Origin of the sequence: Micromonospora sp. L5, assembly GCF_000177655.2 — a bacterium.
Taxonomy (GTDB): Bacteria; Actinomycetota; Actinomycetes; order Mycobacteriales; family Micromonosporaceae; genus Micromonospora; species Micromonospora aurantiaca.
This window is the reverse complement of the sequence record NC_014815.1, coordinates 6,327,803-6,354,456: the sequence shown is the minus strand read 5'-3', so window position 1 is coordinate 6,354,456 and position 26,654 is coordinate 6,327,803. Positions and strand designations below refer to the sequence as shown.

Annotated in this window: 23 protein-coding genes; 18 read left to right on the top strand and 5 right to left on the bottom strand. The window is 73.9% G+C overall.

What is annotated here, in order from left to right:
• The first annotated feature begins 193 nt into the window (after positions 1-193).
• Both ML5_RS29180 and ML5_RS29175 read left to right on the top strand, forming a co-directional pair.
• Complete coding sequence (locus ML5_RS29180) at positions 194-1,603, top strand: peroxidase family protein (protein WP_236619320.1); 1,410 nt, start codon at positions 194-196, stop codon at positions 1,601-1,603.
• Positions 1,604-1,730: 127 nt separating this feature from the next.
• Positions 1,731-2,114, top strand: a complete 384-nt coding sequence (locus tag ML5_RS29175) for a VOC family protein (RefSeq protein WP_013285662.1) — start codon at positions 1,731-1,733, stop codon at positions 2,112-2,114.
• Between the two features lie 78 nt (positions 2,115-2,192).
• Here the strand turns inward: ML5_RS29175 and ML5_RS29170 are convergent, their stop codons facing one another.
• On the bottom strand, positions 2,193-3,224 hold the full coding sequence (locus ML5_RS29170) for a hypothetical protein (protein WP_013285663.1): 1,032 nt from the start codon (positions 3,222-3,224) through the stop codon (positions 2,193-2,195).
• A gap of 14 nt (positions 3,225-3,238) precedes the next feature.
• On the bottom strand, positions 3,239-3,883 hold the full coding sequence (locus tag ML5_RS29165; RefSeq protein WP_013285664.1) for a hypothetical protein: 645 nt from the start codon (positions 3,881-3,883) through the stop codon (positions 3,239-3,241).
• Between the two features lie 293 nt (positions 3,884-4,176).
• On the opposite strand from ML5_RS29165, the gene ML5_RS29160 reads away from it, so the two are divergent.
• Entirely contained in the window at positions 4,177-4,797 is a 621-nt protein-coding gene (locus ML5_RS29160; RefSeq protein ID WP_013477254.1) for a nuclear transport factor 2 family protein, read from the top strand.
• A 57-nt stretch (positions 4,798-4,854) separates the two neighbouring features.
• Here the strand turns inward: ML5_RS29160 and ML5_RS29155 are convergent, their stop codons facing one another.
• Positions 4,855-5,466, bottom strand: a complete 612-nt coding sequence (locus tag ML5_RS29155; protein WP_013477253.1) for a PadR family transcriptional regulator — start codon at positions 5,464-5,466, stop codon at positions 4,855-4,857.
• Positions 5,467-5,597: 131 nt separating this feature from the next.
• Here ML5_RS29155 and ML5_RS29150 point away from each other — a divergent pair, with 131 nt between their 5' ends.
• Entirely contained in the window at positions 5,598-6,452 is an 855-nt protein-coding gene (locus ML5_RS29150; RefSeq protein ID WP_013285667.1) for an SRPBCC domain-containing protein, read from the top strand.
• A 27-nt stretch (positions 6,453-6,479) separates the two neighbouring features.
• Here ML5_RS29150 and ML5_RS29145 read toward each other — a convergent pair whose 3' ends face one another.
• Together ML5_RS29145 and ML5_RS29140 are read right to left on the bottom strand one after the other, a co-directional pair.
• Complete coding sequence (locus ML5_RS29145) at positions 6,480-7,298, bottom strand: class I SAM-dependent methyltransferase (RefSeq protein WP_013477252.1); 819 nt, start codon at positions 7,296-7,298, stop codon at positions 6,480-6,482.
• A complete protein-coding gene (locus ML5_RS29140; RefSeq protein WP_013477251.1) occupies positions 7,295-7,876 on the bottom strand; it encodes a nitroreductase family protein in 582 nt (193 codons plus the stop codon). Before ML5_RS29140 ends, ML5_RS29145 begins: the two co-directional genes overlap by 4 nt.
• 283 nt (positions 7,877-8,159) lie before the next feature.
• Between ML5_RS29140 and ML5_RS29135 the strand changes: the two genes are divergently transcribed.
• The 14 genes from ML5_RS29135 (at position 8,160) to ML5_RS29070 (ending at position 26,623) form a co-directional block, all read left to right on the top strand.
• Positions 8,160-9,932, top strand: coding sequence for a DPP IV N-terminal domain-containing protein (locus tag ML5_RS29135; protein WP_013285670.1), 1,773 nt, complete (start codon positions 8,160-8,162; stop codon positions 9,930-9,932).
• A gap of 79 nt (positions 9,933-10,011) precedes the next feature.
• A complete protein-coding gene (locus tag ML5_RS29130; RefSeq protein WP_013477250.1) occupies positions 10,012-10,875 on the top strand; it encodes a class I SAM-dependent methyltransferase in 864 nt (287 codons plus the stop codon).
• A 28-nt stretch (positions 10,876-10,903) separates the two neighbouring features.
• A complete protein-coding gene (locus ML5_RS29125) occupies positions 10,904-11,149 on the top strand; it encodes a hypothetical protein (RefSeq protein WP_013285672.1) in 246 nt (81 codons plus the stop codon).
• Positions 11,150-11,178: 29 nt separating this feature from the next.
• A complete protein-coding gene (locus ML5_RS29120) occupies positions 11,179-12,123 on the top strand; it encodes a DUF1702 family protein (protein WP_041784327.1) in 945 nt (314 codons plus the stop codon).
• Between the two features lie 69 nt (positions 12,124-12,192).
• On the top strand, positions 12,193-14,058 hold the full coding sequence (locus ML5_RS29115) for a VCBS repeat-containing protein (RefSeq protein ID WP_013477248.1): 1,866 nt from the start codon (positions 12,193-12,195) through the stop codon (positions 14,056-14,058).
• Positions 14,055-15,278 (top strand): L-seryl-tRNA selenium transferase, encoded by a 1,224-nt coding sequence (locus ML5_RS29110; RefSeq protein WP_013285675.1) that lies wholly within the window; start codon positions 14,055-14,057, stop codon positions 15,276-15,278. The genes ML5_RS29115 and ML5_RS29110 overlap by 4 nt, the downstream gene beginning before the upstream one ends.
• A gap of 85 nt (positions 15,279-15,363) precedes the next feature.
• Entirely contained in the window at positions 15,364-16,011 is a 648-nt protein-coding gene (locus tag ML5_RS29105) for a hypothetical protein (protein ID WP_013285676.1), read from the top strand.
• 96 nt (positions 16,012-16,107) lie between these two features.
• Entirely contained in the window at positions 16,108-16,578 is a 471-nt protein-coding gene (locus ML5_RS29100) for a hypothetical protein (RefSeq protein WP_013477247.1), read from the top strand.
• A 3-nt stretch (positions 16,579-16,581) separates the two neighbouring features.
• Positions 16,582-17,028: a hypothetical protein gene (locus tag ML5_RS29095; RefSeq protein WP_013285678.1), complete on the top strand. Its 447-nt coding sequence runs from the start codon at positions 16,582-16,584 to the stop codon at positions 17,026-17,028.
• A gap of 186 nt (positions 17,029-17,214) precedes the next feature.
• Positions 17,215-17,790, top strand: a complete 576-nt coding sequence (locus ML5_RS29090) for a nuclear transport factor 2 family protein (protein ID WP_013285679.1) — start codon at positions 17,215-17,217, stop codon at positions 17,788-17,790.
• 90 nt (positions 17,791-17,880) lie between these two features.
• Positions 17,881-19,365: a phosphatase PAP2 family protein gene (locus ML5_RS29085; RefSeq protein WP_236619319.1), complete on the top strand. Its 1,485-nt coding sequence runs from the start codon at positions 17,881-17,883 to the stop codon at positions 19,363-19,365.
• Positions 19,366-19,461: 96 nt separating this feature from the next.
• Positions 19,462-20,364 carry a hypothetical protein gene (locus tag ML5_RS29080; protein WP_013285681.1) on the top strand — a complete coding sequence of 301 codons (903 nt, stop codon included), beginning with the start codon at positions 19,462-19,464 and terminating at the stop codon, positions 20,362-20,364.
• Positions 20,361-26,210, top strand: a complete 5,850-nt coding sequence (locus tag ML5_RS29075; RefSeq protein ID WP_013477246.1) for a type I polyketide synthase — start codon at positions 20,361-20,363, stop codon at positions 26,208-26,210. Before ML5_RS29080 ends, ML5_RS29075 begins: the two co-directional genes overlap by 4 nt.
• Positions 26,207-26,623: a thioesterase family protein gene (locus ML5_RS29070; protein WP_013477245.1), complete on the top strand. Its 417-nt coding sequence runs from the start codon at positions 26,207-26,209 to the stop codon at positions 26,621-26,623. Before ML5_RS29075 ends, ML5_RS29070 begins: the two co-directional genes overlap by 4 nt.
• Positions 26,624-26,654: the final 31 nt, after the last annotated feature.

Below are 26,654 nucleotides of genomic sequence, written 5' to 3'. Positions count from 1 at the left end.
GCGTGGCGGATCCGCAAGCCGGGAGAAGACCCCGGCACCCGACGGTGGCTATCAATGGCGAAGGGGCGCGACCAGGTGTCGCGCCCCTTCGCGTCAGCCTCATGAAGGGACTGCCATGCGTCACGGCGTCACACAGCACCGCGGCCTCCACGTTCCCCCGGGGAACACCGCACAGCACGGCCGGTTCGGCCGGATGTTTCCCAACCTGCCGCCCCGTCGCCCGACCGGCCTGCCGCTGGCCGAGGAGTACGGGCTTCCGGGAGGCCGGCTGGACGCTGGGGAGATCACCCCGGACAAGCTCGGCCCGGTCGACACCGGCTTCGTCTACCTCGCCCAGTTCATCGACCACAACATCACCTTCGACCCCACCACCATCCTGAACCAGCAGGTCGACCCGGAGGCCATCCAGGCGTTCCGGCCGCCGCGGCTCGACCTCGACGCGCTCTACGGCGCCGGGCCGACAGTCGACCCCTACCTCTACGACCAGGCGTCGCACGGCACCAAACTGGTACTCGGGCCGGGCGGTACCGACTTCGCGCGGACCGCCGAGGGGGTGCCGCTGATCGGGGACCCGCGCAACGACGAGAACATGCTGATCGCCCACATCCACCTCGCGTTCATCAAGTTCCACAACCGCGTGGTGGACGGGCTGGCCGACGGCAGCCTCACCGACGCGGTCGGCGACCGGGTCCGGTCACGACCGGCGGCCCCGGGTGACGCGCCGGCCGGCCGGCTCGACGATCTGCTCTCCCTCGACAACTACTACAACGAACTCACCTACAAGGCACAGCAGTTGGTCCGCTGGCACTTCCAGTGGATCGTGGTGCACGAGTACCTGCCGCTCTTCGTCGGGCAGCACATCGTCGACGACATCTTCGAGAACGGCCTGCGCTTCTACGACCCCCGTCCGGTGCCGTACATCCCGGTGGAGTTCGCGGTCGCCGCGTTCCGGGTGATGCACTCGACGATCCTGCCCCGCTACCAGATCAACGAGAAGTTCAGCGCGCCGTTGTTCCCGGCCGATCGGAACGCGCCCCCGAGCCCGCGGGCGGACCTGCGGGGCGGGCGGATCCTGCCCGAGCACTCGATCGACTGGTCGCTGTTCTTCCGGACCGACCCGAACCGGGTACCCCAGCGGGCCAAGGCGTTCGGCGCCTCGCTCACGTCGGCGCTGCTCAACCTGCCGGTGAGCGCGGTGCCGGGAGCGAAGGAGGGCGCGCTCGCGAAGTCGCTCGGCTCGCTGGCCGTGCGGAACATGCTGCGCAGCGAGGCGCAGCAGCTGCCGTCGGGCCAGGACGTCGCACGCGCCATGGGAGAGGTGCCGCTCTCCGACGAGCTGCTGGACTTCGACGGTCCCGCCTACCTCTGGTACTACATCCTGAAGGAGGCGGAGGTGCTCACCGGCGGGCACCGGCTCGGCCCGGTCGGCGGGCGGCTGGTGGCGGAGGTGTTGCTGGGAATCCTGAAGGGAGACCCGATGTCGTACTGCTCCGCCTACCCCGCCTGGCGACCCACTCTGGCCGGTCAGAACGGTGTCTTCGGCATGGTGGAACTGCTCCGGTTCGCCGGTCTGGTGCCGGCTGGGCGCGGCTCCGGAGATTGACGGCCCGCCCACCCGTGTCCGGCTGGCGTGGATCGTGCGTCTCGTGCACTATGACTGACAGTCATAGTGCACGAGACGTGAGCGCCCGGCCCCGTCGGGTGCGGGGCGGATCAGACGGAGGTTCCCTGTGGAACGTGTGACGGGCATCGGTGGTCTCTTCTTCCGGGTCAAGGACCCGACGGCGATGACGAAGTGGTACGTCGACCACCTCGGCCTCACGCCACCGCCCACTCCGGACGAGGACCGGGACTGGTGGCAGGAGCAGGGCCCCACCGTCTTCGCGCCGTACGGCGCCGACGTCGAGGAGGAGACCGGGCAGGCGGTACGGCTCAACTTCCGCGTCCGGGACATGGCGGCGATGCTCGCGCAGCTGCGGGCCGCCGGCGTGGAGGTCAGCCCCGAGCCCGAGGACTATCCGGAAGGCCGGTTCGGCTGGGCGATCGACCCCGAAGGCAACCGGATCGAGCTGTGGGAGCCGGCCCCCGACCGGCTCAAGCCGCCGACGGGCTGACCGTCCGGGGACGCGACGACGGGGTGGGGCCGCCGAGGGCCCCACCCCTGTTTTCGACCTCGGATCAGGCCGCCCGCCTCACGGCGAGGGCGGTGAGGTCCGGTACAGCCGGTTCGGAGTGTCGTCGAGGAAGTCGCGCGGGTCCAGCCGGAAGCCCGTGAAGCGGTAGGGCACGATCCGGTGTTCCTCGCCCGCCGTCCGCGGCTCGACGTGCTGCCGCAGCGCGTACCACAGGCTGACGTCGTTCTCCTCGCCCACCGAGGCGCCCGTCTCAGCCGCGTACCTCGAGGTCAGAACGCTGTCGTCGGTGCCGACCTCGTAGCCGTCGTCCAGGTTGCCCCGGTAGGGCGCGACCCAGAGGTCGGCGCTGCTGGTGCGGCCGTCCGGGCCGATGTTCGACCCCGGCAGCAGCTCGTAGGAACGGAGCAGGCCGTTGGGCTTGGGCGCCTCGCTCGCCACCCGCAGCCGGGAGCCGGGCTCCAGGGTGTGGGCGCCACGCGCCACGTTCTGCCACTGGGTCGCGGCAGCCCCGCCCCGGGTGCCGAGCTGGACGGTGTTCCCGCCGATCGTCGCCACGTCCGGGTCGAGCCGGTAGTAGTGGTGATGGGTGTGCGGCAGGCCCGCAACCGGGCCGGCGGCCGGCCGCCCGCCGACACCCACCGAGGCGGCGATGACGCCGTCCTCGAAGAGCTCCCAGCGGTGCACGTACTGGTAGTCACCGGCCTGGAACTTCGCCCAGAAGGCGACCTTCGCCGGCTCGATGCCGCTGGGGCCGTACCGCTCGACGTGGACCGCGCCCGTCGGATTGGCGGCCGCGTCGTACTGGCTGTCGTTGGTGGCGATCGCCGTCGGGGGCAGGTCGCTCCCGGCCGCGTTGGGCGCCGTGGGCAGCAGCGGCACCAGGGGCGACCCGCCGCCCCGGGCGCCGAGGCCGTTCTTGGCCACGCCGTGGGTCGGGCCGTGGTCGACCAGGGTGAAGGCCAGCTCGCCCCGGAACAGGACGGGTCGGCCGTCGAAGTGGGCGTGGGCGAGCCGCAGCCCGGTGCCCTGCATCGTGTTGATCGAGTATCCGAAGGTCCAGTTGGCGTGGGTGATGTAACCGCCAGGCATTGGTTGTCTCCTCGTCAGTTGTGGGGAGCCTGGGTCTGCGGCCCCGACGCGGTGCCCCGCGCCTCGTCGGTCGGGACGACCTCGCGGGTGCTCAGGTCGACCGCCGCCTGCCCGACCCGGGCCGGCGCGTCACCGCGGGACCAGAAGTAGAGCTGGAAGAGCCGGTGGCCGAAGCGGGGGTTCTCCTCGATCTGGGCCGCCCGGGCCGGCAGGGCCACCATGTCGACCGGGCCGCGGGCACGCAGCGCCTCGTACCGGTCGTCGGTGACGACCAGCTCGTACGCCTCCTCCCGCTCCTCCGCGGTCAGCGCGGGCTGGATGCCCGGCCGTTCGACGATCGCCTCCACCACGCCGGCCCGCAGGTCCAGCACGGCGATGATGAGGACGCTGCGGTCGTAGTCGTAGATGACCGCCTCGGCGAGGCGGACCGACACCTGGGCGTCGGCGACCTTCTGCTCCTCCTCGCGGAACTCGATGTCGATCAGCCGGTGCCGGTTGCCGCCCAGACGCTCGGCGACCAGGGGGTCGGCGTCGATGGCGGCGGCCACCCGGTCCTTGATCTGGCCGAGCAGGTCGAGGAAGACGGAGGTGGAACCAGGCTGGTCCTGGACCAGTTCGAGAAGTTGGCTGACTTCGTGGGAATGCAGCAGTGCAGGCATTCTGTCCTTCCTCACAGTTGTGCGGCCGTGGGCGGGCGCTTCCCCAGGAAGATCGGCGGGGCCGCTCCTCAGCCGACTTGAAGAATCGTTTACCGATCTCCGTTCGGAGACGTGGCACACCGATCTCCATCCATTGGTAGGTGCGCACCGCCCGTGCGGCTTCTTCCCCCTTGCTGCGCGGCCGTCCGCCGGCCGTCCGCGTCCGGCCCGGAAAGCGCGGCAAGCTGCGAGAAGTTCGATGACCGCAGCGGCCGTACGAATGGAGGAGCGGCACAGCAGAATAGGAGAGCCACGTGAATGACCTGCGCGTGTTCGGCGAACAACTCCGGACGTTGCTCAGTGGGCTGCTGGGATTCGGGGACCCCGGCGCACCGGAGCGCAACAGCCGACTCATCCACCAGATTTTCGAGTGGTACAACCAGGGTGACCTCGACTCCATCGTGGAGAGCGTCACCGACGATTTCGAACTGCACGACGTGCCGGCCGGGCAGATCTACCGCGGGCCGGACGGACTGCGCCGCTGGTTCTCGATCTCCAAGACCGCGCTGCCCGAGGCGCGGCTGTTCATCACCAACCTGATCGCCGACGGCGAGAAGGTGGCCAGTGAGCACGCCGGCGGAGGTCTGCAGACCGGCCCGCTGGAGGTGCCGGGCGGCACTGTCCCGCCGACCAACCGGCTGGTGAAGGCCGAGGTGGCCGAGACCTTCGAGTTCCGGGACGGGCGGATCTTCCGGTGGCGCGTCTACTACGACGGTGCGGCGCTCGCCGCGCAGCTGCTGGGCCCCGAGGCGGGCGGGTCCTCCGCGCCCGCCGGGGGCCCGGCCATTGCGCCGCCGACGTCGGGCACCGCCGGCTCGTCCGCCGGCGCGGCGGCCTCCCGGCCGGCACCGGGTGGCGCATCCGCCCGGGACTGACGCCGGACCCGCCGGGGCCCGTCCGGACGGACGGGCCCCGGTCGCGCGCCCAGGGTCTCAGTGGTCCTGCGGTCCCGGCGGTGCAGAGGGCCCGGCCGGCGTCGCCGGCGGCCGGAGACGTTCGAGTTCGGCCAGCACCGCTTCGACCGCCGCGGTCTCCGCGGCGTAATAGGCCTGGCCCCACACGGCCACCAGATGCGGGTACCGGAAGTCGGGCAGCAGCCCACGCCCGACCTCGCCCAGGTCGGCACGCTGCTCCCGGAGCCAGGACAGGTAGCCGTGCAGCGCGCGGTGCAGTTCCTCCGGGTCCGCCTGGTGACCGAAGAACAGGCGCAGCATCACGCTGTGCTTGATCACCGGCGGATCCACCTCGTCCCGGCTCAGCCATGCCCGCAGGGCCGCCACCCCGGTGTCGGTGATCCGGTAGTGGCGCTTGGTCTGCGAGCCGCGCTGCGTCTCCTGCCGCTCGCTGATGTAGCCCTGGGCCAGCAGCCGGCGCAGCTCGCTGTAGACCTGGCTCTGCGCCGGGCTCCAGTAGAAGAAGCGCATGTTCATGGACCACTTGCGCAGGTCGTAACCGGTCAGTTCGCGCCCGAAGGAGAGCAGACCGAGAACCGCGTACGCGGTGGCCGGCAGGCCGGGGGCCCCGGGCCGATGGGGATCTGCCACGATGTCCTCCTTGCGGTGGGCGGCTGCGGCTTCCACTATGACTATTAGTCCTAGTGCGGCGCTCGGCGGGATGCGAAGTTGCCGGAGGATCTTCCCACCTCGTGTCGGACCGCTCGGTGGAGGGAGCTGCCATGGCACCGGCACGTCTGATGGTGTCCACGACCGTCAACGCCCGCCGGTCGGCCGTCTACGCCGCGCTGACCGATCACGAGGCGCTGGCCGGCTGGTTCGCCGAGCGGGTGGAGACGCAGCCCGACGCGGGCTGCTTCCGTACCGATGGAAGCTTCACCCCGAGATGGGCCAGCGGCGCCCTGCGGACGATCGATGCGCAACCGGGCCGGCGGCTGGCGCTCTGCTGGGAGGCCGGCGCCGGTTCGCCGGTGGAGATCGAGCTGGTGTCGGTGCCGACCGGGCGCACCGGCGTCCGGTTCGTCCAGTGGTCGCCTCCGGGCGGCGGCCCCGACGACCCCTCCGCCCTGGACTTCTGGTGCCTCGCCGCCGGCAACCTCGCCAACCACCTGGAGGGCCGCCCGGTCGTCCGGCACGACTTCGCGCGGCCCCGGCGCGGCACCGCCCGGGCAGAGGCGACACTGGCCGTCCCCGCCCGGCGGGTGTACGCGGCGCTGACGGTGCCGGCGGAGCTGGAGCGGTGGATCGCCGCCACCGCGGTGGTCTCGCCCAGGGTCGGCGGCCGGTACGACTTCGGCTGGGGGGACGACCTCGGTCCCCGGTCCATCGTCGACCTGGAGCCCTCCCGGTCGCTGGCGTACACCTGGCGGGAACGTGGGCACCGGGACAGCGTCGTGCGATGGACGCTGCGTCCCTGCGGGCGCGGCACCACCGTGCGGGTGCAGCACGACCTGGGCGGCCGCCCGGCCGATCGACACCAGATCGGCTGGGAGAACTTCCTCATCGACCTGCAACGGATGCTCGCGTCCGGCCAGGACTGGCAGCGCAGCGTGTGGCAGGACGAGCCGGTCGGCTGACGCGGCGCCCGCCCGCACGGTGACGGGTCACACCCGGCCGGGTACCGGGGACGTCCGGGTCGCGCTCACCGCCCAGAACCGGGACCGGCCCTCGCGCAGGTCGGCCTGCGCGGTGAGGATCAGTGCGAGGAACTGGTCGGCGGCGGCGGGCGGGAGGTGACGCAGCACCTCGTGGTGGCGCCGGATCAGGGTCAGTTGCGCCGTGCGCAGCGCGTCCACCGCCTCGTCCGTGATGTCGACCGACCGCGGTCCGGCGAAGCCGGCCTGCCGCAGGCGGACCTCCAACCCGTTCGGGGCGGCGCCGCGGGGCCGGCCGGGACGATGGTGGACCAGCTCGCCGAGCAGGATCCGTCCCCCGGGGCGCGCCGCGAGGGCGGCCTGACGAAGCACTGCCGCCAGGTCGTCCCCGGTGCGGGCCGGTTGCAGCACCAGCACCCGGTCGAAGGGCGGGCCGGAGGTGCCCTCCGACGTGGATCCGGCGATCCGTACGCGCGCGGCGACGTCGGGCGGCAACGCCCGGGCGCGGCGCCGGGCGTGACCGCGCCGGACCGGGTCCGGCTCCACAGCGGTCACCGCACAGCCCGCCCCCAGGGCGAGGTACCGGGACGTCTCCCCGCCGTCGGAGCCGAGGTGCAGGACCCGGTCCGAGGCGTGCAGCGGCAGCTCCTCGACCGCCCGGTCGAGCAGTGCCGGACCGGCGTACGAGCCGAACTCCCAGCCCTGGTGGGCCGGCCCGAACCAGATCAGCCGCCACAGGCCGTCGGTGGCCCAGTCGCCGGGCCAGGCCGGCGCGCAGGCGGCCGGGGTGGCGGTGGCCGGTGCGGCCGGGTCGGGCGTGCCGGTCACGAGAGCCCCTCTCTGTCCGACGGCGCGCCCCAGCTGCCGGTGAAGACGATGTCCGCCAGCGGCAGCCGGGAGCGGGGCACGGGAGTCCGGGAGGGGTCGGCGGTGGCCCGCCCCACGGCGAGTACGACGAACGGCTCGAACTCCGCAGGCACCTCGAACGCCGCCACCAGGGCACGACGGCGGAAGCCGCCGAGCTGCACGGTGTGCCAGCCGGTGGCCCGTGCCTGCACGCTGAGCCGGGCGACCGCGAGGCCCAGCTCGTACTCGGTGCCGATCAGCGGAGCGCCGTCGACGCCGCGGACCTGACGCAGGGCCAGGACCAGCGCCCCGGCGTCGCCGGCGATCGTGCGGTTCGCCGGGGTGAGCGCGCCGTGCACCTCCTGGAAGGTGCGGTCGCCGTTGCGCCCGACGACGAAGCGCCAGGGCTGCCGGTTCCAGCTGGAGGCGGTCCACCGGGCGGCCTCCAGCAGTCCCGCCAACCGGGTCCAGGGCAGCGCCGAACCGTCGAAGATCTGCGTGCTTGCCGGGGGCGTGAGTAACGGGTGCACCACGCCGTTCGTGGCCGAAAGTCCATTCACGCGTGGAGATCCCTCCCTGGTCGGCCGGCCGGACGCCCGGCGGTTCCGCACCATTCAAGGCCGCCGGACAACGGCGTTCCACTCGCATCTTGCTCAAGCGTCGTCCGTCGATACGAGCAAGATCCGAGAAGTTCGGGCTCGCGTCGCCCCGGTACGAATTGATCGCTGCGCCGGGATACCGCCGCAAGCCAGTGACGTGTGATTCAGGGAGGTTTGGCGTGCGATTCAGTTCAGCGGCCCGTCGCCGATCCGATGGTTCGGTCCGTCGTGACCGGCCGGTGTCGTGAAGCGGGCGGCCCGGGGCGCAGGAATCGCCGGAGCGGGAACGGACGGATTCCGCCTCCGGCTTCTCGCCGCCGATCCGAACGGTTCCGGGGACGGGGCGATATCGCCCGACGGAACGAGATTCGTCGCCTCCTCCAAGCGAAACGGATCGGTCAATCTGTGGTTCTTCGATCTGCGTACGGGGAAATGGCAGCAGGGCACCTGGGGTACCGGTGACGACATCGAGGCGCAGTGGTCGCCGGACAACGAGCAGCTGGCCTTCACCTCCTCCCGCGGTGGTCACAAGGCGATCTGGCTGTACCGGCTCAGCGACGGCCAGACCCGCCAGCTGACCTCGGCCGGACACGAGGAGGAGTACCCCTCCTGGTCGCCGGACGGCCGGACCGTCGCCTACGTCGGCGGGCCCTGGGGCAGGCGGCACTTCCTGGTGGTGTCCGCCGACGGCGGCGCGCCTCGCCGGGTGACCACCGAGCCCGGCCGCGCCGGCGCCTGCTCCTGGGCGCCGGACGGACGCTGGCTGGTCTGCCACTCGTACGACACCGGCGCGGGAGCGGTGTGGTTGCTGGACAGCCGGACCGGGGAGGCGATCCCGGTCACCGACGGCTCCTCGTGGGACTACAAGCCGACCATCTGCCCGACCCGGCCGGCGGTCGCCTTCTCCCGCAGCGACGAGGGGCGGTCCGTCATCTGGGTGCAGCGGCTCGCCGACGGGGTGGGCCGGCCGCTCGTCGTCACCGGCGCGGACGACCGGTGGCCCACCTGGACCCGGGACGGGAACCACCTCTTCTTCCACCGGCTGGTCGACGAGGGCGCGGGCATCGCGGTGTGGGACCGGCGGACGAAGGCGGTACGGGAACTCGTGCCGGCCGAGGAGAAACCCCGGTACGCGTCCTTCGCGCCGGACGGCCGCCGGATCGTGTACGGCACCGAGGCGGACGGCCGCTCGGCGCTGCGCATCCTGGACCTGGCGACCGGGGTGTCCCAGCCGGTGCCGGCCGGCGAGGCCGCCTTCCCCTCCTGGTCCCCGGACGGCCGGACGATCGCCTGCGCGCTCCGGCCCGATCCCACCTCGCGATGGGAGATCGCGACGGTCGACGTGGCGGGCGGGCAGCCGCGCGTCTGGACGGCCGACCGTGACGACCTGCGGGGACTGCACGCGCCCGTCTCCTTCGCGCCGGACGGGCGGCGCCTGGTGTTCCGCAGCGAGACGGAGCCGTTCGAGGCGAACCTGCTCGTCCTCGACCTCGACAGCGGCCGGATCACCAACCTCACCGAGGACAGCTGGTGGGACGAGGCGCCGGCCTTCACCCCCGACGGGCGCGGCGTCGTCTTCATGTCCACCCGGGGAGGGAACTGGACCTGGGGCTTCTACCGCATCGACCTGGACAGCGGGGAACTGCTGACGCTGGCCGGTCCGGACTACGTGGAGCGGAACAACCCGCGGTCCACTGCGGACGGCCGGATCCTGTCGACGATGGTCGCCTCGAAGGTCGAGGAACTGTACGAGCAGCTACCCGACGGCACCGGCCGGGTGGTGACCGAGGCGGGGCCGGGCGTCCGCTACCCCGTGCCGTCCGCCGACGGCGAGCAGGTGCTCTTCACCCGTACCCGCACCACAGTCGAGTACTGGCTCGCGGAGAACGTCTGGGCCGCCGACTCGCCGCTCGCGCCGCTCGGCCGCCCGCTGGTCGCCGCGACCGCGCCGGCGGGGGTGATCGAGCAGCCGCCGCTCGGTCCGGTGCGCAGCCCCGTCGACACCCGCCGCAGATGACGGATGTGACGCCGTCCCATCCGGTCGGGTGGGCGATGACCGCGCGATCAGCCGACGCGTGTGACAGGAGGAGCAGGAGATGACCGGAGCACCGCCGGGGGCGTCGCGGGAGAACGCCGCCCCGGACGAGGACGACAAGAACCGCATCTACGACACCGTGACCGGCCCGCTCTGGCGGACGACCGTCTACGAGCCGGTCCACGGCGGGTGGGAGTTCACCAACATCGCCGGGGCACGCCTGCTCGACGACGTCGCGGCGACCTTCCGGGTCGGCCCGCTGACCCATGTGCTCGAACTCTGCTCCGGCACCGGCGCGGTCGCACGGTACCTCAACCAGCGGACCGGGTGCGCCGTCACCGGCGTGGAGCTGAACGCCGCCCAGCTCGCCTGCGCCCGCCGGGCACGCGCCGAGGCGGGCCCGGGGATGGCCCGGGTGTCGTTCGTGGAGGGCGACGTGACCAGGTGGCAACCGGACCGGCTCTACGACCTGGCGCTGGTCGTCGACTCGCTGTCCCTGCTGTCGGACCCGGTGGCGGCGCTGCGCAACGCCCGCCGGGCGTTGTGCTCGGCCGGGTGGCTGGTCTTCGCGGACACCCTGGCGGGGCCGGAGATGACCGCGGCGACGCAACGCCGCGCCTGGGACCTCGACGGGCTGCGCCCGCTGCCCGGCGGTTCGCGGTCGGACGACCTGTTCACCGCGGCGGGCCTGGTGGACGTGCACCTGGTCGACGCGACCGACACCGCCGTCGCCTGCTTCCAGACCATCGCCGACGCGACCACCGAGCGGGCCGGCGAACTCGCCGCAGTGGTGACGGCGGAGGAACTCGCGGAGTGGCGCACGGCCACCGACTTCTATCTCGACGCCTATCGGAGCGGGCAGCTCACGTACTGGCACGGGCTCGCCCGTCGGCCCCGTCGGGCCACCGCCCGCCAGGCGGCCTGACCCGCCCTCGACAACGAACGGAGCAGACATGATCTTCAAGCGTGAGCCCGTCATCCTCCAGGTGGCACTCTTCGCCCTGTTCAACCTCCTGGCCGCGTTCGGGGTGATCGGGTGGTCCTGCGCCCAGATCGCCGCCGTGAACGCCGCTGTCGCCGCCGCCTTCGGGGTGATCACCCGCCGGCTGGTGACGCCCCTGAGCGACCCCCGGGACGCGCACGGCCGGCGGCTCGCCCCCGCCGGCGGAGGGCCGGACGACGATCGGTCCTACCGGTGACAAGCGGCAGGGGACAGGGGCGTCTGCTCGTGCCGCCCCTGTCGCCGGCGCTCGTCGAACTCGCCGGGCGGCGACACCGGCGCGGGGAGGTGACCAGCCGGCTGCTCCTGCAGACCCGCGCGCTCGCCTTCGTCGAGGGCTACCGGCTGCGGCGTGCCGGACGCCGCGACATCCACGAGGAACTGGCACTGATCGAACCCGTCAACCGCGGGTTCGCGTACGAGGGGGCCGCGCTGGCCGCGGCCCTGGCCGACCTCGCCACGCCGCGCCGGGCCCCGGCACCGGGGAGCCGGGACGGCCGGCAGACCCGGCTGGGGCACCTGCTCGACGGCCCCGGCGCGGGCTTCGTCCACCTCGTCCACGTCGGGGCCGGCTGGGCGGCCGCCGTGCTGCCCTGGCGGACCGTCCACCGCCGGCTGCCGCTCGACCCGCTGGTGCGCTGGCTCGCCCTGGACGGCGCCGGGTTCGCCCGCGGCTTCTTCGGCGGGCCGGGCGCGATCCGCCGGCTGGCCCGCCGGCCGGACCGCGACGATCCCGTCCAGACGGTGCTCCGGCAAGGGCTGGGCCGCAGCCTGTGGTTCGTCGAGTGTGGTGACGTCCCGGCGATCGGCCGGCAGATAGAAGGGTTCCCACCGGGCCTGCGGCCCGAGTTGTGGGCCGGTGTCGGCCTTGCCGTCTGTTACGCGGGCGGCTGCTCGGACCGCCAGTTCGAACACCTCCAGACGCTGGACGGCAAGGAGCGCGCCGCGCTGGCCCAGGGCGCCGCCTTCGCGGCCGAGGCCCGGCGCACCGCCGGTCATGTGCCTGCGCACACGGCGGCGGCCGTGGCCGCGCTCACCGGCGTACCGGCCGACACGGCCGCCAACTGGGCACGGGACTCCCGAGATTCCGCCCTCGCCCTCGGTCCCGAGATCGACTCCTACCGGTGGTGGCAGCGGGAGATCCGCCGCCGGGCAACCGCGGCGGCCGGCTGAGCCTCGGCTCCACCGGTCCCGATCCGCACCCGCCGGCGGCGCCCGCCGCCACGAGCAGGGAGAAACCCCATGTCCTTGTCACCGCGTCGCATGCTGCCCGGAGCACTGGTGATCGTGCTGGTCGCCGTCCTCGGCGTGCTCACCGTCCGGCCGTCGCCGAGCCCTCGCGAGGCCGCCGTGCTGGCCGCCCGCTTCGCTTTCGACGTACGCCCGCTGAACACCGCCCCTGCCGGGGCCAGGAACGTTCGTGACGTCGCGCCCGAGCTGTCGGGCATCCGGTCCTGGATCTCCGCGGTGGGCGCCGCGGTCGCGCTCCTCGACGCCGACGGCAACCGGCGCCAGGACGACGTGTGCCTCGTCGATCCGCGGGACGACTCGGTGCGGGTCTTCCCGGCACCAGGCACCGGGGAGCGCTATCCGCCGGCGTCGCTCGTCGCGCCGCCGGGCCCGATCGACCGCGTCGCGCCGATGGGCTGCGTCCCGGCGGACCTCGACGCGGACGGCGACAGCGATCTCGTCGTCTACTACTGGGGCCGTTCCCCGGTGCAGTTCCTGCGGGTCGCCGAGGGATGGCGCCCGGTGGAACTGGTCCAGCCGCCGCAGGTGTGGAACACCACCGCGCTCGCGGTGGGCGACCTGGACGGTGACGGCGCGGCCGACATCCTGGTCGGCAACTACTTCCCGGACGGTGCCCGGGTGCTCGATCCGGAGGCCGCCGGGGACGGGCGGATGCGGATGCAGGCGGGCATGGCGGACGCCGGCAACGGCGGCACGAACCGGGCCTTCCTCTCCCGCCCCGGTGCCCCCGACACGGCGCCGGCCTGGCTCGACGCGTCCACCGGAGTGCCCGACCGGGTCGCTCGTTCCTGGACGCTCGCCATCGGGATGCAGGACCTGACCGGGGACCTGCGGCCCGAGGTATACCTCGCCAACGACTTCGGCCCGGACCACCTCCTGGTGAACCACTCCCGGCCGGGGCGGCTCGACCTGCGCCCGGTCCGGGGCGAGCGGACCGCGTCGACGCCGAAGTCGAAGGTGCTGGGCCGGGACTCGTTCAAGGGCATGGGCGTGGCCTACACCTACCCGGACGGCGCCGACCTGCCGACCATCGTGGTCAGCAACATCACGACACCCTGGGGGCTGCAGGAGAGCAACTTCGCCTTCACCCCGACCGGTAAGGGCTCCGACCTGCTCGACGGCCGGCTGCCGTACCGGGACCGCAGTGAACCCCTGGGCCTGTCCCGCAGCGGCTGGGGCTGGGACGTCAAGGCCGTCGACTTCGACGGCGACGGCACCGACGAGTTGTTCCAGGCGACCGGCTTCATGGCCGGGGACCGGTGGCGCTGGCCCGAACTCCAGGAACTCGCGATGGCCAACGACCAGGTGCTCCAGCACCCGTGGGCCTGGCCACACTTCCGCCCGGGTGACGACGTGTCGGGCCACCAGGCGAACGTGCTCTGGACGCGGGGGCCCGACGGACGGTACGTCGACGTGGCCGCCCGGAGCGGTCTCGGTCACCTCGACGTCAGCCGTGGCATCGCCGTCGGAGACGTGGACGCGGACGGCCGCCCGGACGCGCTGGTGGCGAACCAGTGGCAGGACAGCCGGCTGCTGATGAACCGGTCCCGGTCGGTCGGCCGGGCCACGCTGGTCCTGCTGCGCGCCGGCGCGGACGGACGGCAGCCCACTCCCGCGCTCGGCGCCTCGGTGGTCGTCCGGCCCGGCGAGGGCCGGCCGGCCCTTCGCGCTCAGCTCTACCCCAGCAACGGTCACGCCGGCGCCTCCAGCACGGAACTCTTCTTCGCCGTCGACCGGGAAGCCCCGTTCACGCTGTCCTGGCGTACGGCCGGCGGGGTGCGGACGGCGGAGGTGCGGCTGGCGCCGGGCCGGCACGAACTGGTGATGCACGACGACGGCCGGGTGACAACGCGATGAGGGCCCGGACGAGCCGGCCCGTCGCGACACCGGCCCTCCTCGACCCGCCGCGGACCGCCGCCGCCCGCCCACCCGGCGAACGGAACCAGGACCCGCTGCCGTGCGGGCCGCCGGCCGCGGGGGACACGCCCCGCCACGTCATCAACGCGACGAGCGTCCTGGTGCACCCCGGCCTCGGCCGGGCCGTCCTCTCCGGTTCGGCCCGGCGCGCGGTGGCGGTGGCCTCCGGCTGCACCGACCTGGAGTACGACCTGCACAACGGGCAGCGGGGGCGGCGCGGCCGGGAGACGGTCGCCGCCCTGCTCGCCGCGGTGCCGACGGCCGCGGCGGCCTACGTGGTCAACAGCAACCCGGCCGCGCTGGTGCTCGCCGCGACGGTGCTCGCGCCCGGCCGGGAACTGGTGATCAGCCGGCGGGAGCTGTACGAGATCCGGGACGGCTTCCGCCTGCCCGAACTGCTCACCTCGACCGGTGCCCGGCTCTGCCCGGTCGGTACGGCGGACGGTGCGGTGCTGGAGGACTACCGGCAGGCGGTGTGGTCCGGCACCGGGTGCGTGCTCACCCTGGTGCCGGGCCGCTCCGCCACGGACGCCCCGGCGGACCGGCCGGACGTGGCGGCCCTGGCCGGCCTGCACGTCCCGGTGATCGCGGACATCAGCTCCGGCCTCCTGCGTCCCGAGCCCGCGCTGCCCGGTGAGCCGGACGCGGAGACCGCCCTGCGGCAGGGCGCCACGCTGGTCACCGCCGGCGGCGACAAGTTGCTGGGCGGTCCGCAGACCGGGCTGCTGCTCGGCGACCGGGCGGTGATCGAACAGGTGCGGCGACATCCGCTCGCCCGGGCGATGCAGGCGGACAAACTGGCACTGGCCGCGCTCCGTGCGACGGTCGCCCACGGCGGCACACCGACGCTCGCCGCCGTCCGGGCCGCCCCCGACGACCTGCGGGCCCGGGGCGAGTCGCTCGTCGGCGCCCTGCGGGCCGGGGGAGTCCCCGCCGAGTTGGTCGAGTCCCACGTCACGGTGCTCAGCGGCGCCAGCACCCGGCTGCACAGCTTCGCGGTGGCGGTCGACCAGCGGCTCGCCGGCCGGTTGCGCGTGGGAGACCCGGCCGTGGTGGGCGAGCTGCGGGACGGACACCTGTTGCTCGACCTGCGCCCGGTGCCCGCCGGCAACGACACCGACCTGGTCGTGGCGGTGCTCGCGGCGGCGTCCCGCCCTTGATCAGGTAGGGCAATCCGCGAGAAGTCGCCCCGGCACGCCGACGCATAGAAAGGAGGAACCCACCCCCCGATGACGGAGGAAGCCCATGACCGGTTCGGCACGTCTCGGCCGTTGCGCCCGGCATCTGCTCGCGGGCGTACGGACGAGTGAGCGGGACCAACAGGACCTGCTCGCCGCCGCCGACCGGCTCAAGACCCGCCTGGTGCGTCTGCTGTACGCCCACCCGGCGGCCCGGACCAGACTGGCCGGCGTCCGGCACCACCTGCTCGACGTGGAGGTGGTGCCGGCGCCGGCCCGTTCGTGGTTCCGGACGTCCCGGCGGCACGCCGGCACGGCCCGGATCCGGCTCTACGACTACGACTCGGACCTGCTGCTGGAGTTCTTCCTCGACCTGCCGTCCGGCCGCCTCACGGCGGTCACCGGGCGGGCCCGGGCCCGCCCGCCACTGACCCGGTCCGAGCGGGCCGAGGCGCTCGACCTGCTCCGTGCGGCCGGCCGGCTCGGCCCGCTCGCCGAGGCGAGCCGATGGGTCGTGGTGCCGAGGATCTCCCGGGCGGCGATCGGCGCGGGCCACCCGCGCCGGGGCCACCGCCTCTACACGTTCTTCTTCTGGTCGGCGACCGACCGGCCGGTACGACTCGGCCAGGCGTCGGTCGACCTGAGCGCGCGAGAGGTGGTCGGGGTCCGGGAGGCGGAGTCCGTCGGGAGGTGGGAGATCCGGCCGTACGCGTGACAACGCAGCCAGAGAGAGGGATCCACCATGTATGCAACCCTGCCGTGCCCGTCCGGGCGGTCGAGTTCCGATGACCACGGATCGTGGTAGGCACCGATGTCCACCTCACACGTCCGAGACCGCCGCCGCTTCGCACCGGAGCGCGAACCACGGACCGCCCGGGGTGGTGACCACCTCCGCCGGCTGCCCGGTGGCCTGGTGCTGGCCGTCGCCGTCGCCGTGCAGGCCGCCGTGCTCTGGGCCGAACCCGGGCTGGTGATCGCAGAACTCGGGGCGATGCCACAGCGACTGCGGGAGGTGTTCCGTGTGCTCGCCCCGGGCCTCGCCACCCTCCTGCTCGCCGCGCAGGTCATGAATCTGTTCGGCCGACTACGCCGGCATCAGCGGCGGATCGTGGCCGCGGCGGCCGCCTGGTGGGTGTTCGCCGCGGTCGAGTCGATGCTCGCCGACTGGCGGTCCTCCGTCTGGCTCACCGAGCTGGCCCTCGCCTGGCTGGCGATGAACTGCCTGCGGATCGTCGCCCGCGCGGAGGCCACGGGCCTGTCGAGCGTGGCGCGAGGGAGGTGACCGGTGGACTGGCAGTCCGTGGGGACACCGATCGCCGCCGTCTGCACCGCGATCCTGACCTACCTGGGCACCCGGCACATCGCCCGGGTCGAACGCAGCCGCGAGGAGGCACGTCTCGCCGAGGCGGCACGGGACGAGGCCCTCGTCGTCGAGCAGGCCCTGTCCACGGCCCACGAACAGGCCCAGGCCGCGATCATCATGGAGCGCAACGAGCTGCTGGAGCGCTGGCAGCGCACCCTCGACGAGGCCCGTGACGACCGTCAGCGCCTGCTCCAGGAACACCGGTCCGAGCTCGCCCGGGTCCGCCAGGAGACGCGGGACGAGGTGGCCGGCGTCCGGGAGAGCGCCCAGCTGGTCATCGCCGACCTGCGCGGGCAGATCGTGCAGTTGCGGGCCGAGGTGCAGGCCGTCCGGGACCGGCACCGTCCCGGCCCGTCCGCCGGGGACTGACCGGCCGGCCCGCCGGGCGCCGGTCCCGGCGCACCGCAAGGCGGAAGAAGTTCCCCACCACCCGCGCGATCTACAACAGACGTACCGATCGCCGCACGAGAACGGTCGCACCGGACCGATTGTTTCCCACTGTTCACGGGCGGGCGGTATCCGTCCCGAGAACATCCAGAGAGGAATGGCGCAGAAATGACAGAGGTACAGAACTTCGGCCGCCAGCTCGGCGACTTCCTCGGCGGTGTCTTCGCCGACGCCGCGGGTGGCGGAGCCGGTGTCTTCCGGCCCGACCCGCAGGCCGAGATCGAGGTCCGGCAGCTTCTCAACGACCTCCAGACCGCCTTCGCGGAGAAGAACGCGGACGCCATCGTCGACAGCCTGGCCGAGGAATTCACCACCTACGAACTCACCTCCGCCGAGGGACACGCGGTGACCATCACCGAGAAGGCCGCCATGCGTGAGTACCTCGACACGCTGTTCCCGGCCGACGGCGAGACGCAGAACAAGTCGGTCTCGGTGAGCCAGGTGCTGGCCAGTTCCACCATCGGTCTGACCCGCGAGGACGGCGACGTCGTCATCGCCCGTACCGACGGCACCTTCGAGCACCAGCCGCTGCGCGCCTCGGCCGTGGCCATCCGCACGGCCGAGGGCTGGAAGTGGCTGCACTGGCACATGTCGGCCGCCGCCCCGCGCTTCCGGGTCAACGCCAACGGCGTGCGGATCCCGCTCGATGGCGCCCCGGCGACCGGCACCCCGGTCGCGGACTGACGTGTCCGCCGGCGGCTGTTCGTCCGAAGCCGCAGCAGAAAGGTGTGTGCAGTGAGTACCTCGTCAGGAAGTTCGCGACGGCAGCCGCCGGTGACCGGCGGCCGCATCGCCGGCCCGGATCCGACCGAGCACGTCAACAACGGAGAGGAGAACATCTACCCGGGATACGTCGCCTGCTACAGCAAGGGGCTGCCGCACGACGACACGGGCGAGGTGGACCCGGAGGCGTACCGGCGGCTGCTGCGGGCGGTCAACAGCGCCGACCCGGCGGACTTCGAGTCGATCCCGCTGGACCCGGCCGGTGCCCGCAAGCTGACCAATCCCCAGGGCGGGCTGGCGGCGAACGCCGACGGCATCGACGCCACCTCCTTCACCGCGCCGCCGGCGCCCCGGCTCGACAGCCCGGAGAACTCCGGCGACATGGCCGAGCTCTACTGGATGGCGCTGACCCGGGACGTGCCGTTCGACCAGTTCGACACCGATCCGCTGGTCGCGTCGGCCGCCGCCGACCTGTCCCGGATGTCGGACTTCCGCGGCCCGAAGGAAGGCGGGGTGGTGACCACCCGCACGCTCTTCCGCGGTGACACCCCGCAGGACCGGATCGGGCCGTACATCTCGCAGTTCCTCCTGCGCGACGTGCAGTTCGGCACCCATCACTACTCCCAGCGGCAGGACACCGTGCAGCCGGGGCGGGACTACGTCACCACGTTCCCCACCTGGCTCGCGGTGCAGCGGGGGTTGTCCCGGGGACTGGCCCCCGGCGACCGGAACCGGACCGAGACCCGGTACCTGCGTACGCCCCGCGACCTGAGCCACTACGTCCACTTCGACGCGGATGCCAGCCCGTTCCAGCCCTTCCTGAACGCCGGGCTGATCCTGCTGCGGGAGCGGGCGCCGCTGGACGCGAACCTGCCGTACCACTGGTCCTCGAACCAGGACGGCTTCGCGACCTTCGGCATGCCGCACCTGTTCGACCTGATCACCTCGGTCGCCGCCCGCGCGCTACGAACCGCCTGGTGGCAGAAGTGGTACGTGCACCGCAGGCTGCGGCCGGAGGCGGTCGGCGGGCGGGTCCACGCCCACCTGACCGGTCTGCACCGGTACGACTTCCTCGACCGGGAACTGCTGGAGTCCGAGGCGGTGCAGCGCGTCTTCGACCGCAACCAGAGCCACCTGCTCCCGCAGGCGTACCCGGAGGGGGCACCGACCCACCCCTCGTACACGGCCGGTCACGCCACAGTGGCGGCCGCCACCGCGACTGTGCTGAAGGCGTGGTTCGACGAGACGGCCCCGCTGGCCGACCCGGTCCAGGCGGACGCGACCGGCACCGCGCTGGTGCCGTACGAGGGCGCGGACGCCGGGCAGCTCACCGTCGGCGGCGAGTTGAACAAGCTCGCCGCGAACATCGCCGTCGGCCGCAACATCGCCGGCGTCCACTACCGCAGTGACTACTCGGCGTCCAGCCGGCTCGGTGAGGCGCTGGCCATCGAGATCCTGCGGCGCCAGAAGTCCTGGTTCAACGAGGACCACTCGTTGACCCTGACCCGGTTCGACGGCACGTCCGTCACCATCTGAGCCCCGTCGCGCCGGCCGGTTGCTGTTCCCCTCAGCGCGCCGGCCGGCGCGGCGGCCCTCCAACCCGACCATCCACCGACGGAAACGGTGACCGCTGTGACGTCCGCTGCCGCGAGAGACCTCCGCCTGACGGCCCTGCGCCGCTTCGCCCTGTCCATCACGATCCTCACGGTGCTCGGTCACCTCTTCCTCGGGTTCGAGCAGGCCCCGGTGACGCCGGTGCTGACCCTCCTGCTGGGCTACGCCCTCGACCTGACACTGGAGACGCTCGCCGCCCGGGCCGAGGGCCGCGCGCCCGCCTTCGCAGGTGGCTTCCGGCGGCTGGTGGACCATCTCCTGCCCACGCACATCGGCGCGCTGGCCTGCGCCATGCTGTTGTACGGCAACTCCTCACCCTGGCCGTACCTGTTCGCCGTCGCGGCCGCTGTGGGCTCCCGCCACGTCCTGCGGATCCGGATCGACGGCCGTGCCCGGCACGTGCTCAACCCGTCCAACGCGGGCATCGCGCTGACCCTCGTGCTCTTCCCGTGGGTCAGCATCGCGCCGCCCTACCAGTTCACCGCCGGGGTCTCCGGTGCGCTGGACTGGCTGCTGCCGCTCGGTGTCCTGATGGCCGGCACGCTGCTCAACGGCAAGCTCACCGGGAAGATGCCGCTCATCCTCGGCTGGCTGACCGGGTTCGTCGCGCAGGCGCTGCTGCGTGCCCTCCTCTTCGACCACGACTTCGTCGCCGCGCTGCTGCCGATGACCGGCCTGGCCTTCATCCTCTTCACCAACTACATGATCACCGACCCGGGGACGACCCCCCGTGCCCGCGCCAACCAGTGGGCGTTCGGGCTGTGCACCGCGGCGGTCTACGGACTGCTGGTGCTCGCGCACGTGTCGTACGGGCTGTTCCTCGCCCTGGTCATCACCTGCGCCCTGCGCGCGGGTCTGCTCCTGATCGGCCGTCGCCGGCCGGCCCGGGCCCGGCGGGTCCGGCTGCGGGAGGCGGCATGAGGCCGGGCGAACGGCAGATCGCGGTCGTCGGCCTGGCCTGCCGCTACCCGGATGCCGACGACCCGGCACAGCTGTGGCGGTCGGTGCTGGCCCGCCGCCGCGCGTTCCGGGCCATCCCGGCCACGCGCCTGGACCCCGAGCACCGGCTCGGCGCGCCGCACGCGCCGGAGTCCACGTACGTCCGCCGGGCCGGGCTGCTGCGCGACTGGCACTTCGACCGTGAAGCCTTCCGCGTGTCCGGGTCGAGCTGGCGGGCGGCCGACCACACGCACTGGCTGGCACTGGAGACGGCGGCGGCCGCCCTGTCCGACGCCGGCTTCCCCTCGGGCGCCGGCCTGGACGCCGACCGGGTCGGCGTGATCCTCGGCAACTCGCTCACCGGCGAGTTCACCCGGGCCGGCCTGGTACGGCTGCACTGGCCGTTCGTACGCCGCTCGGTCGAGGCGGCGCTGCGGCAGACCGGAGTGGACTCCGCCGTCGCCGCGCAGGTGCTCGACCAGGCCCGGCGCGGCATCGCGGCGGCGTTCCCCGAGCCGGGCGACGAATCGCTGGCCGGGGCCCTGAGCAACACCATCGCCGGCCGGATCTGCAACCACTTCGACTTCCACGGCACCGGCTACACGGTGGACGGCGCCTGCGCGTCGAGTCTGCTGGCCGTCGTCACAGCCGCCAACGCGCTGCTCTCCGGCGAGCTGAACTTCGCCCTCGCCGGAGGCGTCGACCTGTCTCTGGACCCGCTGGAGATGATCGGCTTCGCCCGCCTCGGCGCGCTCGCCGACGGCGAGATGCGGGTGTACGACGAGCGGCCCACCGGGTTCCTGCCCGGGGAGGGGTGCGGGATCGTCGCCCTGATGCGCGCCGACGAGGCGGAACGGCGCGGCCTGCGCGTCTACGCGCGGCTGACCGGATGGGCGACGTCCTCCGACGGGTCCGGGGGCCTGACCCGCCCGGACGCCGGGGGACAGGCGCTGGCGCTGCGGCGCGCGTACCGGATGGCCGGACTGGCGCCGGAGCAGATCGCCCTGATCGAGGGGCACGGCACCGGAACCGCCGTCGGCGACCGGGTCGAGCTGGAGACGCTGGCCGGGATCCGGCGGCACGCGCCCGGGGCGGCGGCGCTCGGCTCGGTGAAGGCGAACCTCGGGCACACGAAGGCGGCCGCCGGAGCGGCCGCACTGATCAAGACGGTCCTGGCCGCGTACCACCGGGTCCTTCCGCCGACCACCGGCTGCGAGACGCCGCACCCTCTGCTGCGTGCGCCGGACGCCACCCTGCGGGTGCTCGACGAGCCGGAACCGTGGCCGGGCGGGCGGCCGGCCGCCGGGGTGTCCGCGATGGGCTTCGGCGGGATCAACAGCCACGTGGTGGTGGAGAACGCCGATCCCGCCGCCGTGGGTCGCCGTCGCCTCCCGCCCTCGGTGCGGTCCTGGTCCCGCCGTCCGGTACGACCGGAGATCCTGCTGATCGAGGCGGCCACCACGGCGGAGCTGGCCGAACGGCTCGACCTGCTGGGCAGCTGGGGCGCGACGCTCAGCGACGCCGAGGTCGGCGACGTGGCGGCGACGCTCGCCGCCGGTGCCGGCGGCACGGCCGGGATCCGCTGTGCCCTGGTCGCCGGGGACGCCGACGAGCTGTCGGCGGCGGCCCGCGCGGCGACGGGCCTGCTCGCCACCTGGGACGGGCGCGTCGTGGTGGACGAGGCGGCGGGGGTGGCGTTGGGTGGCGGACCGCCCGCCCGGGTGGGCCTGCTCCTGCCCGGCCAGGGAGCACCGGTGCGGTACGACGCCGGCCCGCTGGCCCGGCTGCTCGGCGACCTGCCCGAGGGGCCGGCGGCCACCGGCGCCACCGGCACCGAGGCCGCACAGCCGGCTGTCGTGTGGCAGTCGCTGCTCGGGCTCGCCTGGCTGGATCGGCTCGGCTGCGCCCCGGTCGGCGCCGTCGGGCACAGCCTCGGCGAGCTGACCGCCCTCGCCTGGGCCGGTGCGCTGGACCCGGGCCGGCTCGTCGCGCTGGCTGCCGCCCGCGGACGGGTGATGGAGCACAGTGGTGTGCCGGGCACCGGGATGGTGAGCCTCTCCGTCGACGAGACGCGGGCGATCCGGCTGGCGGACGAGCACGGACTCGTGGTCGCGGCGGTCAACGCCCCCGACCGTACGGTGCTCGCCGGGGCCGACGAGAACCTCACCCGGCTGGCGGCGGCGCTGCGCGACAGCGAGGTCGAGGCGATCCGGTTGCCGGTGTCGCACGCCTTCCACAGCCCCGCGATGGAGCCCGCGCTGCCGGCGTGGGCCGCCGAGCTGAACACTGTCGAGTTCGCCCCGCCGGCGCGGTCCGTGACGTCCACCGTGACGGGTGCGGACGTGCGGACGGTCGACGACCTGGCGGCACTGCTCACCCGTCAGCTCACCGCCCCGGTGCGCTTCGCCGCCGCCGCCCGCGACCTCGGCCAGCGGTGCGACCTGCTGGTCGAGGCGGGCCCGGGGACCGTGCTGTCGCGGCTGGTCACCCGGTTCCTGCCGGTACCGGCGGTCAGCCTGGACTGCGGCGGTCCGCCGCGCTCGCTCGCCCTCGCCACCGCCGCGGTCGTGGTCGCCGGCGCGGGCGACCTCGCCGCCTGGTACGACGGGCGGCCCTACCGTCCGCTCCGGCCCGGGGCGGCCATGACGTTCCTCAGCAGCCCGTGCGGAGCCGGCATCTCTCGCGCCGGGCTGCCGGAGTCGCGCTCCGCGTCCGCCGACGCGGAGCGCGACTCCCCTCCGGGCCGGGTCGAGCAGCCGTCGAGTGTCGCAGCAGCGGTGGTGAGGACCGCCTCCGCTCGACCGGCGCCGACCCCGCCCGAGGCGGACCCGGCCGGGTCGGTAGACCCGGCCGGGTCCGCTCCCCGTCCCGACGACCCGCTCGGCCGGTTGCGCGCCCACCTCGCCGCCGAGCTGGAACTGCCGGTGGCGGGCATCACCCCGGCCAGCCGGCTGCTCGGCGATCTGCACCTGAACTCGCTGCAGGTGGCCCGCACCGTCGCCGCGGTCGCCGCGGCCCTGGGCCGGCAACCCCCGGCCGCGCCCCTGTCACTGGCCGACGCGACAGTCGCCGAGGCGGCCGAGGTGCTCGCGCAACTGCCCGCCGCCGGCGACGACGAGGCGCCGGCGCAGGGCCTCGCGCCGTGGGTGCGGCTGTTCCGGCACGACTGGGTTCCGCTGCGGGGACCGCTGTCCGGGCCGCCGGCCGCCGGCTCCGTGCGGTGGCGGGTCGAGGCGCCGGCCGGACATCCCCTGCACACGGTCTTCCCCGCCGTACCCGACGGGACGGCGACGTCGCACGGTCTCGCCGTCGCGCTCGGCCCGGACGACGGCCCGGAGCAGGTGGCCGCGCTGCTGGCCCGCATCGCCGGGCAGCGGCCGGCCCGGCTGGCGATCGTGCACGACGACCACCCGGCCGCCGCCGCCGTGGGCCGGTCGGTGGCGGCGGAGATCTCCGGCTGCGCCGTGACGGTGCTCGACGTGTCCGCGGACGGGGACGTGGGCCTGCTGGCCGGGCTGGCGGTGCCGGCCGGGTACGCGGAACTGCGGGCCGGGCCCGGCGGCGTCCAGCGGCTGGTGACCTCCGTGCACCGGCCCGCCGAGGAGACCCGGGAGGTGCCGCTGGGGCCCGGCGACGTCTGCGTCGTCACCGGTGGCGCCACCGGAATCACCGCCTTCGCCGCGGCGGCCGTCGCCGAGCGGACCGGATGCCGGCTGGTGGTCCTCGGCCGGCGTCCCGCCGAGGACGCCGAGACCGGGGAGGCGCTGCGCCGGCTACGCACGGTCCTCGGCGACGACCGGTTGCGCTACGAGCGGGTCGACCTGACCGATCCCGACGCGGTACGGGAGGTGCTCGGCGCCGGCCGGCTGGGTCCGGTCCGGGCGGTGGTGCACGGGGCGGGGATCAACCGGCCGGCCCAGCTGACCGACGTCACTGCCGGGGACCTCCGCGAGCACCTGGGCGGGAAGGTGACCGGACTCCGGTCGGTGCTCGACGCGGTCGGACCGGACCTGCGGCTGGTGCTCGCGTTCGGTTCCATCATCGGCCGGCAGGGGCTCGCCGGGCAGGCCGCCTACTGCATCGGTAACGAGTGGCTGCGGCACGACGTGGAACGGTGGGCCGGCGATCACCCGGAGACCCGGGTGCACCTCGTCGAGTGGTCGGTCTGGTCCGGGATCGGCATGGGGGTGCGGCTCGACGTGCTCGACTCGCTGCGCCGCCGGGGGGTGGCCGGGATCGCACCCGACGACGGCGTCGCGGCGCTGTGGCGGATCCTCACCGATCCGACCGCTCCGGTGACAGTGCTCTGCACTGCTGCCTTCCCCGAGTCCGGCACCCTGAGCCCGGCGCCCGCGCCCGGCACCCCCGAGCCGGGCCGGCTGCGCTTCGCCGAGTCGGTGATCGGCCGGGTCGGGCAGGTCGCCACGGTGACCGAGGCGGAGTTGTCCGTCGGGGCGGACCCGTACCTGCGGGAGCACCGGGTCGGCGACGCGCCGCTGCTGCCCGCCGTGCTCGGACTGGAGGCGATGGCGCAGGTGGCGGCGTTGACCACCGGAAGCCGGGCCGGCTGGGCGGTCCGCGACGCGAGCTTCGCCGCGCCGATCGACGTCCCCGAGCGCCGGACGAGGCGGATCCGGGTGGCGGCACTGGCCGCGGAGACCGGCGGGGACGTGGCGGTGGCGATCCGCGCGGACACCGACGGCTTCGCCACGGACCGGTTCGCCGGGACGGTCACCGACCCGCCGGCACCGCCGGCCGCCGCCACGGCGGACGATGCCGCGCACCGGCCGGAGTCACCCGTGGACAGCGGGCGGGAGGCCACCACCCCACATCCGTGGTACGGCCCGGTGCTCTTCCACGAGGGACGGATGCGCCGCCTGACGCACGCCGGACCGGTCTCGGCGTTCGCGGTGCGCGCCACCGTCGACGCCGACGACCGGGACCGCTGGTTCGCCTCCTTCCTCGGGCAGGAGCTGCTGCTGGGCAGCCCGGGAGGGCACGACGCGGCGATCCACGCGCTGCTCGCCTGCGCGCCGCACCGCCGGGTGCTGCCGGTGGGCGCGGCGGAGGTGGTCGTCTGGCGGCCGCTGCGGGGGCGGCTCACCGTCGAGGCCCGGGAGGTGCGGCACAGTGCCGACGAGTACGTCTTCGACGTGGACGTCGCGCACGGCGGCGTACCGGTGGCCCGTTGGCGGGGTCTACGGCTGCGGGCGGTCGGCGACAACCGGGAGTTCGCGGTGGCCAGGTCCGGCGGCCGGCTCGGCGCGGAGCTGGTGGGCCCGTGGCTGACCCGCCGGCTGATCGAGGCCGGCGCGGTCGACGCGGTCGAACTCGTGGTGGGGCCCGGCCGGCGTGAGGCGGACGGCGCCCGCCGGCTGCTGGCCCGGCATCTCGCCGTGCCCGAGGCGGACGTGGACCACCAGCCGTCCGGCGCGCTCCACGTGCCGGGCCGGTACGCCTCGGCGAGCTACGCCGACGGGCAGGTGCTCGTCGCGCTGGCCGATCGTCCGGTCGGGGTGGACTGGGAACCGGTGACCGACCGGCCGCCGGCCGGGTTGCTGGACGACGGCGCGCGCGCGAGCGCCGAGGAGCTCGGCCGGCGGACCGGTGACGACCCGGCGGTGGCCGCCACCCGGCTGTGGGCCGCCCGCGAGGCGCTGGTCAAGCTCGGCGCCGACCCGGAGCAGGTGCTGGCGCACGGGGAGCCGGAGCCGGACGGCCTGCTCGTCTCGACCGGCCGGGACCTCACCGTGGTGACAGTGCCGGCCTGGGCCGACGGGGCGACGCGGGTGGCCGTGGCGGTGGCGACCCGGCCGGTGGCGTCATGACCGGCTGGTACGTCTACCGGCACGTGGTCACCCTGGACGAGACCAACATGGTGGGCAACGTCTACTTCGCCCACTTCCTGCACTGGCAGGGGCACTGCCGGGAGCGCTTCCTCGCCGACCACGCACCGGCCGTCCTGGACCAGCTCCGTCGAGGTGAGCTGACGCTGGTGACAGTGTCGTGCGCGATGGACTACTACGAGGAGTGCTTCGGCCTGGAGGAGATCGAGGTGCGGATGAGCGCCGACGGCCGGGAGGGCCACCGGCTGAGCATGCACTTCGAGTTCCTCCGGGCGGGGCGGGAGGTGGCCCGGGGCCGGCAGACGGTGGCCTGTCTGCGCCCCACCCCGGCCGGGCCGGTTCCCGTCGATCCGCCGGTCGACCTGCGGGCGGCCCTGGCGGCCTTCACCGCCTGACACAGTCGCGGCGCCCGACCCGGTGAACGGG